Origin of the sequence: Caproicibacter fermentans, from assembly GCF_009746625.1 — a bacterium.
GTDB classification, from domain to species: domain Bacteria; phylum Bacillota; class Clostridia; order Oscillospirales; family Acutalibacteraceae; genus Caproicibacter; species Caproicibacter fermentans.
This window is the reverse complement of record NZ_VWXL01000036.1, coordinates 1-15,749: the sequence shown is the minus strand read 5'-3', so window position 1 is coordinate 15,749 and position 15,749 is coordinate 1. Positions and strand designations below refer to the sequence as shown.

The 15,749-nt window shown below is 51.3% G+C and carries 17 protein-coding genes; 4 read left to right on the top strand and 13 right to left on the bottom strand.

Annotation, left to right across the window (positions count from 1 at the left end; all coding sequences use genetic code 11):
• Positions 1-137 precede the first annotated feature (137 nt).
• The 10 genes from CAFE_RS06095 to CAFE_RS06050 all read right to left on the bottom strand — a co-directional run bounded on the left by CAFE_RS06095 (position 138) and on the right by CAFE_RS06050 (position 9,433).
• Positions 138-578 (bottom strand): threonine/serine exporter family protein, encoded by a 441-nt coding sequence (locus CAFE_RS06095; RefSeq protein ID WP_066647324.1) that lies wholly within the window; start codon positions 576-578, stop codon positions 138-140.
• Positions 579-580: 2 nt separating this feature from the next.
• The gene (locus tag CAFE_RS06090) at positions 581-1,345 is read right to left on the bottom strand and encodes a threonine/serine exporter family protein (protein ID WP_166525078.1); all 765 of its coding nucleotides are present in this window, start codon (positions 1,343-1,345) and stop codon (positions 581-583) included.
• 24 nt (positions 1,346-1,369) lie between these two features.
• Positions 1,370-2,539: an NAD(P)-dependent malic enzyme gene (locus CAFE_RS06085; RefSeq protein WP_066647318.1), complete on the bottom strand. Its 1,170-nt coding sequence runs from the start codon at positions 2,537-2,539 to the stop codon at positions 1,370-1,372.
• A gap of 66 nt (positions 2,540-2,605) precedes the next feature.
• The gene (locus CAFE_RS06080) at positions 2,606-3,562 is read right to left on the bottom strand and encodes an AEC family transporter (protein WP_066647316.1); all 957 of its coding nucleotides are present in this window, start codon (positions 3,560-3,562) and stop codon (positions 2,606-2,608) included.
• A gap of 272 nt (positions 3,563-3,834) precedes the next feature.
• The gene (locus tag CAFE_RS06075; RefSeq protein ID WP_156990111.1) at positions 3,835-4,911 is read right to left on the bottom strand and encodes a mechanosensitive ion channel family protein; all 1,077 of its coding nucleotides are present in this window, start codon (positions 4,909-4,911) and stop codon (positions 3,835-3,837) included.
• Positions 4,912-4,945: 34 nt separating this feature from the next.
• On the bottom strand, positions 4,946-5,041 hold the full coding sequence (locus CAFE_RS06070; protein WP_156990110.1) for a methionine/alanine import family NSS transporter small subunit: 96 nt from the start codon (positions 5,039-5,041) through the stop codon (positions 4,946-4,948).
• Positions 5,038-6,543 carry a sodium-dependent transporter gene (locus tag CAFE_RS06065; RefSeq protein WP_156990109.1) on the bottom strand — a complete coding sequence of 502 codons (1,506 nt, stop codon included), beginning with the start codon at positions 6,541-6,543 and terminating at the stop codon, positions 5,038-5,040. Before CAFE_RS06065 ends, CAFE_RS06070 begins: the two co-directional genes overlap by 4 nt.
• A gap of 313 nt (positions 6,544-6,856) precedes the next feature.
• Positions 6,857-7,837, bottom strand: coding sequence for a D-isomer specific 2-hydroxyacid dehydrogenase family protein (locus CAFE_RS06060; protein WP_156990108.1), 981 nt, complete (start codon positions 7,835-7,837; stop codon positions 6,857-6,859).
• 73 nt (positions 7,838-7,910) lie between these two features.
• Positions 7,911-8,945, bottom strand: coding sequence for a threonine aldolase family protein (locus CAFE_RS06055; RefSeq protein WP_156990107.1), 1,035 nt, complete (start codon positions 8,943-8,945; stop codon positions 7,911-7,913).
• Positions 8,942-9,433, bottom strand: coding sequence for a pyridoxamine 5'-phosphate oxidase family protein (locus CAFE_RS06050; RefSeq protein WP_156990106.1), 492 nt, complete (start codon positions 9,431-9,433; stop codon positions 8,942-8,944). Before CAFE_RS06050 ends, CAFE_RS06055 begins: the two co-directional genes overlap by 4 nt.
• Positions 9,434-9,876: 443 nt before the next feature.
• On the opposite strand from CAFE_RS06050, the gene CAFE_RS06045 reads away from it, so the two are divergent.
• Entirely contained in the window at positions 9,877-11,382 is a 1,506-nt protein-coding gene (locus CAFE_RS06045; RefSeq protein ID WP_066647300.1) for an IMP dehydrogenase, read from the top strand.
• A 359-nt stretch (positions 11,383-11,741) separates the two neighbouring features.
• Here the strand turns inward: CAFE_RS06045 and CAFE_RS06040 are convergent, their stop codons facing one another.
• The gene (locus CAFE_RS06040; RefSeq protein WP_413814422.1) at positions 11,742-12,125 is read right to left on the bottom strand and encodes an RNHCP domain-containing protein; all 384 of its coding nucleotides are present in this window, start codon (positions 12,123-12,125) and stop codon (positions 11,742-11,744) included.
• A 443-nt stretch (positions 12,126-12,568) separates the two neighbouring features.
• On the opposite strand from CAFE_RS06040, the gene CAFE_RS06035 reads away from it, so the two are divergent.
• A complete protein-coding gene (locus CAFE_RS06035) occupies positions 12,569-13,015 on the top strand; it encodes a MarR family winged helix-turn-helix transcriptional regulator (RefSeq protein WP_156990105.1) in 447 nt (148 codons plus the stop codon).
• An 81-nt stretch (positions 13,016-13,096) separates the two neighbouring features.
• Positions 13,097-13,393 (top strand): YciI family protein, encoded by a 297-nt coding sequence (locus tag CAFE_RS06030; protein ID WP_156990104.1) that lies wholly within the window; start codon positions 13,097-13,099, stop codon positions 13,391-13,393.
• Between the two features lie 68 nt (positions 13,394-13,461).
• On the opposite strand, the gene CAFE_RS06025 is transcribed toward CAFE_RS06030, so the two are convergent.
• The gene (locus tag CAFE_RS06025; protein ID WP_156990103.1) at positions 13,462-14,100 is read right to left on the bottom strand and encodes a type 1 glutamine amidotransferase family protein; all 639 of its coding nucleotides are present in this window, start codon (positions 14,098-14,100) and stop codon (positions 13,462-13,464) included.
• Positions 14,101-14,212: 112 nt separating this feature from the next.
• Here CAFE_RS06025 and CAFE_RS06020 point away from each other — a divergent pair, with 112 nt between their 5' ends.
• Complete coding sequence (locus CAFE_RS06020) at positions 14,213-15,142, top strand: helix-turn-helix transcriptional regulator (protein WP_156990102.1); 930 nt, start codon at positions 14,213-14,215, stop codon at positions 15,140-15,142.
• A gap of 81 nt (positions 15,143-15,223) precedes the next feature.
• Here CAFE_RS06020 and CAFE_RS06015 read toward each other — a convergent pair whose 3' ends face one another.
• Positions 15,224-15,616, bottom strand: coding sequence for an N-acetyltransferase (locus CAFE_RS06015; protein ID WP_156990101.1), 393 nt, complete (start codon positions 15,614-15,616; stop codon positions 15,224-15,226).
• Positions 15,617-15,749 lie beyond the last annotated feature (133 nt).

Below are 15,749 nucleotides of genomic sequence, written 5' to 3'. Positions count from 1 at the left end.
AGGGGCGAGGGGCAAAGGACTGCCTCTACGGTGATTTCGGCTAATACGGGTATGCCCAAGGGGCTGCCCTGGTAACTTCATCTCGGGCAGTCAACCTGAGTGCAAAATGAATCAAGCCTGTCCCAAAGGGCGGGCTTTTACCATTCCCGGTGGGTTCTGGCAATGTGAAAGAGCCGGACCAGTGTGGAAACCAGAAGCACTCCCATCGCAAGGGCTCCCGCGATTCCCAGCGTGTGAAGGCCGGTGCTGAGAAACATGGAATTGTTGCCGATTACAACATATTCCATGGTGTAAAAGATGCCGCCGCCAGGTACAAAGGGGAGCAGCGCGATAATCTGAAATTCGGTCGCGGGTTTCTTGGCGAACCGCGCCATGCTTTCGGAATAGACCGCCGTAACAACGGTTGCGATAAAATATTGAATCATATCGTTGTGCAGGGGGGAAAGCAGAGAAAAACACAGCCAGCCGAGAAATCCTCCAAAGGAGGCAATCGTCAGTGCGCGTCCGCGGATATTAAACAGGAAGCAGAAAGCGATACAAGCGGCGTATGCCCACAGGCAGCTCAGAAATATTTCCATTATTACACCCCCAACAGCATGCGCGAGGCAGTCAGGGCAATGCCCGCGCCGATGGCGATGGCGGTTGCGACCAGGACGCTTTCGGTCAGGCGCAGAATTCCGGCGATCAGGTCGCCCGCGATAATATCCCGCATAAAATTCGTGATTGCGATTCCCGGTACCAGATTCATCAGGGAGCCGATGATTATTTTATCGTAGCTCAGGAAAAAATCGAAATTTGCCGCGGTCAGGGCAATCGCAGCCGCCACGAAACTGGCTGCAACGTTGATGAAGAAGGAATTGACGCGAAAGAGTTCCAAGGACCGTGTGACAAGCCGGATCGCCGCGCCGCAGAACAGAGCCACGGCGGTGTCGCGCGGGGAACCGCCGTAGAAGAGCGTGAAGGCCGCCCCGATCAGCGCATAAGCGAGTATCTGCATCGGAAACGACAGCGTGGGGCGCTTTCCGATGCGGTCCAGCTCCGCCCTGATTTCGGAAAACTGCGGCTTATCGCTCCAGATACGCCGGCAGAGGGCGTTCACCTGATCGACGCGGTCCAGATTCATCGTGCGCGTCGGCACGCGCTTAATCCGTGTGATCGGCCTGCCGTCCCGCGTGCAGACGGTTACCTCAATCAGGGTCGGAATGACGAACACTTCGCCGGTTTCCACGCCGTAGGCGCGGAAAATTCGCTGCATGGATTCTTCGGCCCGGTAGATTTCCCCGCCGTTGGCCACCAGAAGATAGCCGGCTTCGACCGCGGTGTTGACCAGATCACTGTAATTCATTGGCTCAGCTCCCGGCATTCAATTTCAGATTCGGGAAACTCCGCTTTTCACGGCCGCTTCCGCCACCGCTTTGGCGACAGCGGCGGGGACTTTGCGGTCGAGAGCGCTTGGAATAATATAGTCCGGCTTCAGCTTATCATCCGGGATGTAGGAGGCGATGGCGGTAGCCGCCGCGATTTTCATTTCCTCATTGATATCCGACGCCCGCGCGTCGAGCGCGCCGCGAAAAACGCCGGGGAATACCAGAACATTGTTGATCTGATTCGGGAAATCGCTGCGGCCCGTTCCGACGACCGCCGCCCCCGCCGAAAGCGCTGCGTCAGGCATGATTTCCGGCGTTGGGTTCGCCATGGCGAAAACAATCGGTTGATTCATGGAAGAAACCATATCCTCCGTGACCAGATTGGGGCGCGAAACTCCGATAAAAACGTCCGCGCCGCGCAAAACGTCGGCAAGAGAACCGCGCTCCTGTTCCAGATTGCTTCTCAGAGAAATCGCCGCCTGGCCGGAAGTCAGATTGTCGTCCCCCCTGCAGATCGCGCCGTTGAGGTCACACAAAATCACATTGCCGAACTTCATGTCCAGCAGCAGATTCCCGATTGCGATGCCGGCGGCCCCGGCGCCGTTGATGACGATTTTGGCGTTGCCCTGTTTTCTGCCGGTCACTTTGAATGCGTTAATCAGGGCGGCGGCGACGACAATAGCCGTACCGTGCTGATCATCGTGAAAAATCGGAATGTCGCAGCATTCTTTCAGCCGTTTTTCAACTTCAAAGCAGCGGGGGGCCGCGATGTCTTCCAGATTGATTCCGCCGAAGCTGCCGGCAATCAGCCGGACGGTGTTGACAATGTCGTCCGTGTCCTTTGAGCGAATGCAGAGCGGAACGGCGTCCACGTTTCCGAACGCTTTAAAAAGCGCGCATTTTCCTTCCATCACGGGCATTCCCGCTTCCGGCCCGATATCCCCGAGTCCCAGCACCGCGCTGCCGTCCGTTACAACGGCGACCAGGTTCGAGCGGCGGGTCAGTTCATAGCTTTTCCGGACGTCCTTTTGAATTTCCAGGCAAGGCTGCGCCACGCCGGGCGTGTAGGCAAGCGACAGATCGTCGCGGGTTTCCAGCGGCACGCGGCAGCCGATTTCAATTTTGCCGTTCCACTGGTAGTGCAGTTTCAGTGATTCTTTCGCGTAATCCATATTCTTTTCCCTTTCTGCTGTATTTTACCCCTATATTTCTATGATGATTCTTTTGCATTCCATTCGTCAGGATACGATTGCCAGAGTTTTCAGGACAAAGATGCCAATAAAAATGACAAACATGGAACAGAAAGTGCTGCTCAGAATAATTTCGCCGGTCAGGACTTCATCGGAGCGCATTTCCCTCGCAAGCATATAGCAGTTGACGGCGCTCGGCGAGGCGGAAACAAGAAAGGCCGTTGCCAGCTCGTAGCCGCGGAAGCCGAAAAACCAGGCGAGCGGGACAATAAAAAGAGGTGTGACAAGCACTTTCAGAATCGTGGCGGAGACCACATATTTACGGTCGGAGAGAACGGAGCTCATGGTCATCTGGGCGCCCAGGGTGATCAGGGCGAACGGCGTCGCCATATTGGACAGGGAGGCGAGCAGCTTTGTCAGGAACCCGGGCAGCGGCACGCCGAGCTGCTGCAGCAGAATCGCGGCGATCGCCGCGAGAATAATCGGATTTTTCATTACGCTGGCAAAAGCTTTTTTCAGAGGATGTGTTTTGGCATCGTCATTTTCCGGGTCCATGGCGCAAAGGATCAGTACGGCGACGATGTTGTTGACCGGAATCAGAACGGGCATCAGCATGGAAATCGCCGCGGAATGCTCCTCGCCGAAGGCCATAATCATCAGCGGGAATCCAAGCACGATGACGTTCGGCTTGAACACGGTGTGGATGATGGCGGAGGCCTTGCTTTTGTCCTTTACGATCCTCGGTACGGTCAGGCAGAGGATCAAGGCGAAGAACAGGCACCCCGAAGCCATTAAGCCGACAAATTTCCAGTCAAAAAAGTCAGCGGCCTTTGCCTGATAAATATTTAAAAATAAAAGGGCAGGCAATCCTGTCCTGAAGTTGAGCTTGCTCGCCGCGTCAACGAAGGGTTCATTGACCAGACTGGTTTTTCTGGCAAGCCAACCGATTGCGACCAGAAGAAAAACGGGAGCGACCGTATTGAAGCTGAAGATTAAATTAGCCATCTGGACTGTTCCTCCGGATTCTTCGGAAAAAAGCGCATTTCGAAAAACACGGCTTTCCACCGCTGCTGTTATTGTTGGTAAGACTACAATGTTATTTTATGGGGTTGATTGCTGAATTTTGTTTTCTGCCGGGAACAGGTTTTAGCCATATTATAGCATTACCCGAGGACAGAATCAACCAAACAAAAGACGGACCGCCAAAGGCGGTCCGCGGGGCGGCTGTTTCCCTTCGTTGAAGCGCATCGGCTCTGCGCGGGAGATTTCGCAGCTCTTTATATTCCTTTTTCGACCTGTACGGTGCGGGTGGGAAAGGCAATTTCCGCCTTCTCTTCCTCAACAATCCTCAGGACTCCGTAGAAAACATCCTCCCGGACTTTCAGATGCTTTTGCCAGTCGGTTGTTTTTGTGAAGAAATAAAGCATCAAGTCAAGACTGCTTTCGCCGATGCTGTTGAAGGCGACGATGACGGTATCCGGGTCAATCTCCTCATTCTGAAGGAGCATTTGGCGAATCCGGTCCGCGCAGGCACGAAGCTGCCGCTCCGTCGTCCCGTATTTCAGCCCGACCGTAAAGCTGACCTTGCGTTTTCCCATTCTGCTGTAATTCGTTACCGGCCGGTCGACCAGTTTGGAATTCGGAATCGTGACGACGGCCTGTGAAAAGGTGCGGACCTTTACACTTCGGAAATTGATATCCTCGACGGTTCCCTCCGTGTCGTCGGCCTGAATCCAGTCGCCGATCGTAAACGGGCGGTCGAGAAAAATAACCAGACCGCCGAACAGGTTGGACAGCATGTCCTGCGCGGCCAGCGCAAAGGCCAGACCGCCAAGACCCAGGCCCGCGAGCAGGCCGCTGATACTGTAATTCCATTCCTGGGCGATGATCAGAAACGCGAGGCACAGGATGATAAAGCGAAGGATTTTCGACAGAAACGGGAACAGAACCCCATCGGTGTTCACATCCAGCTTTTTTAGTAGCAGACCGCCGGTCAGCTCCCGGCTGTCGCACAGGCGGGAGAAGCCCCAGGCCAGCAGCAAAATCAGCAGACTGCGGAAACACTTGACGGCGACGGCCCAGAAGGGGCCGGTATGAGCCACCGCGGGCGAAATCCACAGCGCGGCGTACGCGCCGCACGCCGCGATCAGCACCCGAAGCGGCTTTTGAAAGCTGTGCTCCAGCTCAACCGGCCAGCTTTTTCCGCGATTCAGCTTGCGCACGGGACGGAACAGCCACGAAACGGCCGAACCGCGAAGAAGATAAAAAATCAGAAGAACAGCCAGAGGGATCGCGAAATCGGCAACCCAGGCAATCTGCCACAGCTTTCTCATAAAATCCAAAACCGGCGTCATGAATACCTCCCTCGCGGTATCGGCCGCGGCTCCGTTACGAATGGCGTATTGCGTGAAGGACACTGGTAACAAGACCGCCCCAGATGACGCATATGGCGACGATCATCATCACAACTGCGGAAGCGCTCATTCCTTTTCCTCCTTTTTCTCAAAGACACGTTTGTCCTTCCAGGACAGGCGTGAAATCAGAACAGCGAACACCAGCATCAGAATTACCATGCCCCAGCCAAACACGCCGACAAAATTTACCGGGTACCCGCCGTATACGGTCGAGATGTTTGTAATCAGAGAGCTGAAAAGAATGATAACCAGCATAACGGGGGTGATGAAACCCAGTGAAATTTTGAAGTAACCGCCCAGACGGATCTGAGAATGCAGGTTGGCTTCTTCCATCAGGGGCTTCATCTTATGGAAAACCCACAGGACAAGAACAATTTCAAAAACCGCAGACGGGAGCACGCCGAATCCGTTGACAAAATTGTCCACGACGTCCAGCAGATACATCCCTCCGCGCGTGGAGTAGGCGACGGAGACCAGCGTGGCAAGGCCGCCGATGGTCAGAACGGCGCGGTGCCGGTCCCAGCCGAATTTTTCCGTCGCGGCGGAGATGCAGACCTCCAAAAGAGAAATCAGCGAGGTGATCCCCGCGATCAGCAGGCAGGCGAAAAAGACGATGCCGAAAAACTGGGGAAAAGGAAGCTGGTTGATGATCTGCGGCAAAACGACAAACGCGAGGCCGATTCCGCCCGCGGCGAGATCCTTTACCGCCACACCGGAATTGTGGGCCATAAAACCAAGCGCGGCAAAGATGCCGAAGCCCGCGAGAAGTTCAAAACCGGAGTTTGAAAAGGCCGCGATGAAAGCATTGTTCGTGGTGTCGGTTTTTTCCGGCAGATAACTGCTGTACGTAATCATAATGCCCATTGCGAGCGAAAGACTGTAAAAAATCTGCGAATAGGCGGCTTTCCAGATTTCCGGATTCAAAAGCTGGTTCCACTGCGGCTCAAAGAACGCATTCAGCCCCAGAGAAGAACCCGGAAGCGTGACCGCGCGGATGACAAAAATCAGGAAAAGAAACACCAGGGTCGGGATTGCGATTTTGCTGACGCGTTCGATTCCCTGCTTCACGCCGCGGTAAGAAATCGCAAGCGTAATCACCCAGATAATCAACAGCGGAATAAATGCGTGCCATTCAATTCCGCCGAAGTTTGTTACGGAAGCGTTCGGAAGAACATTCAGGTAGGAGTTAAAAAGAAAAGACTTTGTGTCAGTTCCCCATGCGAGCGTTGCGGAAAAGCCGATATAGCTCATGGCCCATCCAAGGATAACGGCATAGTAGGTCATGATGACGAAGCTGATCGCAAACTGCCACCAGCCAACAAATTCCATGCGGCGGTTAATCCGGAAGTAAGAAAGCGGCGCCGAGCCGCGATATTTTTTGCCGATGACGAACTCCAGCGCAACAAAGGACAAACCCGTGGTCAAAAGCGCAAACATGTACGGAATCAGGAAAGCCCCGCCGCCGTTTTTATAGGCAACATAAGGAAACCGCCAGATATTGCCCAAGCCGATTGCGGAACCCACCGCAGCCAATACAAATCCCCATCTGGAACCCCATTGTTCTCGATCCATTTTGTTCACCCTACTCTTAAGAATTTTCCGTGCAGTTTTAAGAACCCTTTTTCATCGCCGCAACACGATGGAGCCGGTAATAGTTACCGCCATATGCGTTGAAAATACTCGGAATACGCAAGATTCCTGTTCTTTCGCTTTGTCTGACGAAAAAAACTCACGTCGCCATGTCGTTCCTCCTTTATAGGAACAGGTTCCAAAACCTACATCAAAAAGCTATTATAGCACAAAAACTTCTTAAAATTAATTAAAATGAATCAAATTCTTTAAAAAATGCAAAATATCAAGATCAAACCAAGTCGGAAGAAACAAATCAGACGACCTGCCAGGGGTTTTTCTCTCCTTTTGAAAAAAGGATGCAGCTTCTGATTGAATTTTCCACCATGTCGCTGACCGCCTGGTTGGTGTAAAACGCCATGTGCGGAGTCACCAGAACATTCGGGTAGGATTTGAGGACCGCGAGGCCGCGGTTCTTCATAATATCGCATTTCAGATCGTTGTAGTACAGGCCCGCCTCATTTTCCACAACGTCCAGCGCGGCGCCGCCGATTTTGCCGTTTTCCACCGCGTCCAAAAAATCGTCGGTGTCGATGAGGGAGCCGCGCGCTGAATTGATCAGAATGACGCCGTCTTTCATCTGCGCGATGGTGTCGCGGTTAATCATATGATGGTTTTCCCGGGTCGCGGGCATGTGCAGGGTGATCAGGTCGCTCTGCTTCAGCAGCTCCGGAAGCGTAACGTATTCCGCGATTTTCCGGACCGAATCGTTCGGATAAAGATCGTAGGCAAGCAGGCGGCAGCCGAATCCGGTCAGGTTTTGCAGCACTGTTCTGCCGATGCGCCCGGTGCCGATCACCCCGACGGTCAGGTTGTGCATTTCCATTCCTTTTACGCCGCGAAGGGAATAATCCTGGTTCGCGCTTCGGAGCAGAATGGCTTTGACTTTGCGCACGGCCATCAGCATCATCATGACGGTGTAATCCGCCACGCTGTTCGGGGAATAGCTGACGTTGCCGATATGAAGCCCCAGCTGTTCCGCCGCCTTCAGATCGATGTGGTCGTACCCGATGCTGCGGGTCGAAAGAAAGCGGATTCCCGCGTCCCGGTATGTTTTCAACAGCGTTTCGTCCATCGGCGTGGTGATGATGCTGACGCATTCGCAGCCATCGGCAAGACCGACGGTTTCGGCGGTCGGGGATTCTTTGGTTGCAAACAGCTCGACGCCGTGCTTTCTGCGGAATCCTTCCAGGTATTCCGCTTCGTCCGAACGGCAGTTGTAAATTGTAATTTTCATTCTGATCCCTCTCTAAAAAACAATAAACTTCAATGAATTTTTGGAACGGATGCGGCGAAATGCCGAGATCCGTTTACAGGGCGCTGATATCCCGGACAAGGCGTTCCACGTCTTCGTCGCGGGTCGCCCAGCTGGTGCAGAACCGGACGGCGCTGTGCGATTCGTCGATTCTTCCAAAGTAGGACACCTCATAATCCTGCCGCAGGGATGAAAGCGCCGAGTCCGGCAGAACCGGGAACTGCTGGTTGGTCGGGGAAGGGGACAGAAATTGCCAGCCTTTTTCCGCGCAGGCGCGGTGGATCCGCATGGCCTGCCGGTCGGCGCGCGCCGCGATGTCAAAGTAAAGATCGTTTTCCAAAAGGGCGAGAAACTGAATTCCCAGCAGACGGCCCTTGGCAAGCATTCCGCCCCTTTGCTTGAGAATGTAGCGGAAATCCTGTTTCAGCGCGGAATTGCGGATGACCAGCGCTTCGCCGAACAGCGCGCCGACCTTGGTTCCCCCGATGGTGAACGCGTCGCAGAGCCCGGCGAGCGCGGGCAGAGTAAGGTCGCAGCCTTCGGCGCTCAGCCCGTAGCCGAGGCGGGCGCCGTCCACATACAGGAGTAAACCGTTGCGGCGGCAGGTTTCGCTGATTTCGGTCAGTTCCTTTTTGGAATAGATTGTGCCCAGCTCCGTGGAAAAGGACAGGTACGCCATGCCCGGCTGAACCATGTGCTCGTGGGTCTCGTCGCCGAAATGCGCGTCGCAGGCAGCCTGAATCTGAGCGGCGGTGATTTTTCCGTCTGTTCCCGGCACAGGCAGAACCTTATGCCCGGTCGCTTCCACGGCGCCGCTTTCGTGGACGTTGATATGCCCGGTGTCGGCGCAGAGAGCGCCCTGGTGGGGACGCAGGGATGCGGCAATCACAATCAGGTTGACCTGAGTTCCGCCGATGGTAAACTGTACGTCGGCGTCGGGGCAGGCGGCTTTTTGGCGGATCAGTTCGGCCGCGCGCCTGCAATAAGGGTCTTCGCCGTAACCGGCGGTTTGTTCCAGGTTGGTTTGTGAAAGCAGTTCCAGGACTTTCGGGTGTGCGCCTTCGCTGTAATCGCAGTTGAATCGAATCATGAATTTACCTCTTTGATAGCATGTTTTCTTTTCCCGCTGATTTGTTCGGCTGTGACTTTGAATACGGCGGTCTGCCGGACCATCCGGTCGTCAAACCGGAATCCACCGCCGGACCGGTAGTGTTCCATCAGGCGGGTCAGCGCGCCGGTTTTTTCCGCCGGATCCGTGATGAATTCGGCGATGCCGAAAGCGACGGCGCTTTCGTACTCCGTAGAGCAGTCACAGGCTTTTTCTCCGGTAATCAGGCGATGGGAACAGTCAAATTGAAGGCAGACCCGCGGGTCTTTCCGAAGCAGGTCAATTTTCCGGCCTTCCCCCGCGCAGTGAAAATAAAAGGTAGCCCGGTTTTCTAAAACGGCATAGCCAAAACTCATCGGCACCACATAGGGCAGACCCTTGTCCGTCATACCGATATGGCATACGTCGCACCGGTCAATGATCTTGATGATTTCGTTCAGTTCGAGGATTTCGCGGTCTTTGCGTCTCATTGTAAAAAAATCTCCTTTTGCAGTGTATCAACTGAAAGAATTCATTCTCTCGGATGATAAAAAAACCGATTGCGGTCCCGAGAGGAGACAAACCGCATCGGTAATCTGGTCACAGTAATGTCGCTAAAGGCGGCCATTCCGTCTTCATCGCGGTCTCTGCATCCCAGGCATGCCGGATTAGAGATCATGGGTGCGGGGAAAAGCGCCCTTGCTTTTCGGACTCTGTATTGAATACTATTATTATATGGGTTTCATAGGGACTTGTCAATTTCATCACGCGCGCAGCCGGTGCGCTATTTTCTACTTTACAAACCCGCCAACCGTGATATAATAATGAGAAAACCCGAAGTTAGGCGGGGGAGCATGGCGCTGAAAATGCCGTTGTACCTGCCATCCGCCGCGAAAGCTGTCCAGGGAGTAATCAGAAGCAAGGAGAAGATAAAATGGCGTATTTTTATGAAGAGCCCTGCCACACGTTCAGCGAATATCTGTTGGTGCCGGGCTATTCCTCCGCGGAATGCATGCCCGCGAATGTCTCGCTGCAAACACCTGTCGTGCGTTTTAAAAAGGGTGAGCAACCGGAGCTGAGCATGAACATTCCTCTGGTTTCCGCGGTTATGCAGTCGGTTTCCGACGACCGCATGGCGATTGCGCTGGCAAAGGAGGGAGGAATTTCTTTCCTTTACGGCTCCCAGAGCATTGAAAAGCAGGCGGAAATGGTCGGGCGCGTCAAAAGCTATAAAGCTGGATTTGTGATCAGCGACTCCAACATCCGGATGGACCAGACCCTGGCCGATGTTCTTGATCTGAAGGAAAAGACGGGCCATTCCACGGTGGCGGTGACGGACGACGGCACACCGAACGGGCATCTGCTTGGAATCGTGACAAGCCGCGATTACCGGGTGAGCCGGATGTCGCCGGAAGAAAAGGTCTTTACGTTCATGACGCCGATCGAAAAGATTATCTATGCCGAAGAGGGCGTCAGCCTGAAGGAAGCCAATAATATCATCTGGGACAACAAGCTCAATGCCCTTCCGATTCTGGACAAGGACCAGCGGCTGGCGGCGTTTGTGTTCCGCAAGGACTACGATTCTCACAAGGGGAATCCGCTGGAGCTTCTGGATTCCCACAAGCGATATGTGGTCGGCGCGGGCGTCAACACACGCGATTACAAAGAGCGCATCCCCGCTCTGGTGGAAGCGGGTGCGGATATTCTCTGCATCGATTCCTCGGAAGGATATACCGAGTGGCAGAAACGCACGCTTGACTATGTGCGCAAAACTTACGGGAATTCCGTGAAAATCGGGGCCGGCAACGTGGTTGACCGCGATGGGTTCCGCTTTTTGGCGGAAGCGGGCGCCGATTTTGTCAAAATCGGGATCGGCGGCGGTTCCATCTGCATTACGCGTGAAGCCAAGGGAATCGGCCGCGGTCAGGCAACCGCCGTAATCGAGGTTGCGAAGGCGCGCGACGAGTACTTCGAGGAAACCGGGGTCTATGTTCCGATCTGCTCGGACGGCGGGATCGTTTACGACTATCATGTGACGCTGGCGCTGGCGATGGGCTGCGACTTCTGCATGCTGGGCCGCTATTTCGCCCGCTTTGACGAGAGCCCGACCAATAAAGTGATGATCAACGGAAATTATATGAAGGAATACTGGGGCGAAGGTTCCGCCCGCGCCCGCAACTGGCAGCGCTATGACATGGGCGGCGACAAAAAGCTGAGCTTTGAAGAAGGGGTCGATTCCTATGTCCCCTATGCCGGCAGTCTGCACGACAATCTTTCGCTGACGCTGAGCAAGATGCGCTCCACCATGTGCAACTGCGGTGCGCTTTCTTTGCCGGAGCTGCAAAAGAAAGCCCGCTTGACACTGGTGTCTTCCGTCAGCATTGTCGAAGGCGGCGCCCACGACGTGGTGCTGAAAGACGACATGCATCTGATGAAATAAAAGTTTGATATTCTGTAAACGGCGGAACCGGGATGAGAATCCCGGTTCCGCCGTTCTTTTCTATATGCTGTATGCTGCCGTGAAACCGGAATCAAGGGAAACGGCTTTTGGGAGCTGCTCGGACAAGGGCCACGATTCCTCCGCGGTCTGTTTTAGAAACCGGCCGTTTTCTCTTGGCGCCAATAGCAAACAGAGTAATATCGGATCAGGCTTTCGCGCCCTTTGCCGATGCGGCGATGGATGACGAAACCATACGGAACAGGCCTCCTAACCGAACCGTTAGGTCGTATGTTAGGAGGCCTGTTCTGCCTGGATGTTATTTTACCGAGCCTTCGCCGCCCATCAGCCTTGTCATTTCCTCAATTCGTTCTATTGGGAAAAGGCGGTGAAGTAAGCGGTTTCATGGCAATCGACATGAGCTTGATCGGATTGTCATCCGCCGCCACACGATTTGAACTGATCTTTCCGCAGATGCGGCAGCGGTGAATGACGGCCCATTCTCCGTTTTTTTTGACCCATATGGCAACCGGTTCCATAATTCCCCCGCAATCGGCCAAACGATCCCCCGGTTCATCATCAACATGCAGGCTCGACAGGCAGTTTGGGCAATGATTTCTGTGGTTGGTTCCGGCACCTTCCGGTGTTACAATTCTTCCGCATAGCTTGCAGGTAAAGGTCTCGTTGCAAGCGTGTGTTTTATAATATCCTTTTTCAAATGATTTTTTCTTGTTTTCCCGATTCATGGGATGGTCCTCCTAACAGATGATAAAAATCCTATTGGGAGGTTTCGATTTGATTCTACGCAACCTCCCGGTTAGCGCACAACCACCATAGCGTTATTATTTTTCATACAATAATCTCCTTAAAATATCTTTATAATCAAGCCGATTGGCCGGATTAACGATGTCTAATATTATTATACGCTTATGTACGATCGGCATCAAGTTTTAGTCAATATTTTTGCTCAAAATGTTTACCGGGGCAGCCCTTTGCATTTGTCCGTTGGCTGGTTCCTCCATAGAGGACAAATTCACTACGGAACTCAAATCCGGTGTGGGTGGAGGTGGACGAATGAAGCACACCCTATACGGCAAAGTTAATATAGCGTGTGCTTCAAGTACTTGACATATCAATTATTTCGTCTTATTATTTACTTGACATATCAAGAAAATGGAGGCGAGTATCCTTGGAACGTCAAGAAATAATGAGCATTGGGAAATGGATTTCTATTCTCTACAGGCAAGCACAGATTTACCTGAACAGGGAATTAAAACCATACGACTTAAATTCCTCGGAGTATATCTATCTTGTCAACCTTGCCGCTGAAACCAATGGGAGCAATCAAAAGCATTTGTCCGATATGATAATGATCGACGATGCGCTTACCACCAGAGCAATGAAAAGCCTTGAAAACAAAGGTTTTATCATCAGAGAAAAAAGCCAGAGCGACAAACGGTCCTATCATATCAGTCTGACAGAAAAAGGTGTCGATATACAGCCAATCATTCTCGAGACACTTAAAAAGTGGACGGATATCATTTCAGAAGGCATGGATGAAGACGAGAAAGATTTTATGATTCAAAAGCTTACAGTGATGTCAAATAACGCGATAAAAGTAACGAAGGGAAAATAATACGGGGAAGGCGCAACTCTATTACTGCATAGATTTTTGATTGAGGTTAAAAATAAACAGAAGTTAGAAAGGAACAGAAAAATGAAATATTATGTATTGGAAGGCACGTTTTCAAAAAATCTCCCGGAAAAAGCTGAGCTGCAAAAAGCGATTGACGCACACCTTGAATATTTAAAATTTGGATTTGATGACGGCTCAATCCTTTTATCCGGCCCCAAAACAGGAACAGGCGGCGGCATTATCGTTGTCAAATGCGATGATATTGAAAAGTTCTGCGAGGATGATCCACTGGTTCAAGCGGGAATTCAAGAGTATCAAATCACGGAGTTTGATTTGTATCATTGCCAGAGTTACCTCAAAATTTGGTTTGATGAATGAAATAAACCGAGAAAAGAACAGAAACTCAAACGGAACGAGCCGGACGGGACAAGCAGGACAAAGGTGAGTCAGTTTTCATTGCTGGACGGCAAAGTTTGCATCAGGGCAAAGAAACGGTCTGGCTTCCCGGTACTGAAATATTCATACCAGACTTCCAGTGTGTCTGCCCCAAAAACACCTAAATGCTCAATGATTTGTTTCGCCCACAGCAAAGCCCCGGTGGAACTTGCAGTAATCAGGTTATCATCCGACACAGAGGGCTTGTCTACATAAAAGCTTTGCCCTTTATAACCGGGAGCAACCATTTCAAGAAATCCCTGTCCGTTACTGGTATGCGGGCGGTGATCCAATAGCCCGAAACTGGCAAGCGCAGCGGTAGCTCCGCAGATTGCGCACACCGTCGCGCCTGTAGAAAGAAATTCCCCTGCTTTTTTGATGATCGCGCTATGCTTCGGGTCGTTCCATGTAGTTGCACCCGGTAATAGTAGCACGCTTGTTTCGCTCACAGCCATATCATCGATCAGGCAATCGGGCGCGATTGTCAGTCCGCCCATTGTCCTGATCGGCTTTTTGGAAGCACTGACCGTTTTGAGTGTTACCCGCTGCGCGCCCTTTTTGAAAAATCGGCCGGAATTCAGCTCCGAAGTAACATACCCCAGTTCCCAGTCGGCTAAAGTATCAAGAACGTAAACATAGACTGTAAACATAAATTTCTCCTTTTTCATTGCTTTATTGATTTGTTTGCTTTTTTATAGTACCATGTAATTGTTGACAACAGTATGGCAACAATCAAAAAGAAGTTTGGAAGGCGGCTGTCAGATGAAAGTAGACAGGCTTGTCAGCATCATTATGATACTCCTTGACAGAGAGCGTATCGGCGCACAGGAGTTAGCAGATCTGTTTGAAGTTTCACCCCGCACAATCTACCGCGACATAGATGCTATCAACATGGCGGGCATTCCTGTTTGCTCAACATCGGGCGTGGGCGGCGGCTTTGAAATTATGCAGAAATACAAGATGGATAAAAAGGTTTTTTCAACTGCCGATCTTTCCGCTATCCTGATGGGGCTTTCCAGTCTTTCGGGCATGATACGGGGGAATGAATTGGTAAACGCCCTTGCGAAAGTCAAAAGTTTTATCCCCGCTGACAGAGCGAAAGACATTGAATTAAAAGCAAATCAAATCTATATCGATTTAAGTCCGTGGATGGGCAACGGGAACATTCAACCATATTTAGAAATGATCAAAACAGCTTTGCAGGAAAGTAAGTTGCTTTCGTTTGAATATGTAGCCCACCACGGAAATAAGACCGTACGAACAGTTGAACCGTATCAGCTTGTATTGAAAAGCAGTCATTGGTATTTGCAAGGGTATTGCCATAAAAGAAATGATTTCCGCCTATTCAGACTATCACGCATGTCAAACCTGCAAATAGAAGAATTTTTTACGCCGCGAGATTATCAAAAACCGCAGCTGGATTTTTCTGATATTGTGGCAACGATGCAAACAAAAATCAAAATTCGTATTCATAAATCTGTCATGGACAGGGTACTGGATTACTGCGCTGATGAAAACTTTTCGCCGGACGGTGAGGAGCATTACATTGTGAGCTTCCCCTTCACTGAAAACGAATACTACTATGACATCCTTCTGAGCTTTGGGGACAAATGCGAATGTTTGGAACCGTACCATATCCGCGCAGAGATGAAGCGCAGAATACATGATATTGCTGCCCTATACGAAAGTTAATACAGGAGTGAGACGAAAAATTCCTTCACCAGCGCCGGCTCTGAATATTGCTTTCCTGAGAATGTGCTGTGATTTGGGTTGCTAACTATGTTGATATTCCCAACTCATAATGAGTTCTTTTTCCCCGGTAGCTTCGTCGATCTGCTCACAGATAATAGTGAAAGATTCCCGTTGATAAAATTGAACCGCACGTTTATTTTTCTGATAGACATGGAGGGACAGAGCATCAGATTGTTTCTTCATGTGGTTCAGTAAAGCTCTCCCAATGCCGTGGGACTGACTGTCCTGCCTGACAAAAATCCCAGCAATGTAGTTATTAATTAAACCTATAAATCCTTGTATTTTGCCGTTTTCTTCATAAACAAAGATGTTCGCGTCCGGCAGTGCGGTTTTTACGAAATCATAATTTTTTCGCCAATAGCTTTCTGGAATGAAATCATGGGCTTTCATATTTGTTTGAAACCATATTTCCATAATTACATCTAAGGAACCTCTGATTTAATCCGCCCCTCTACCGAAGAGAGGAGAACTCTGGTAAAATAGAACTATCAATTCACAGGCGGTGCAGAGAAATGAAAAAGCAACAAACTTTTACGGATATCGAATA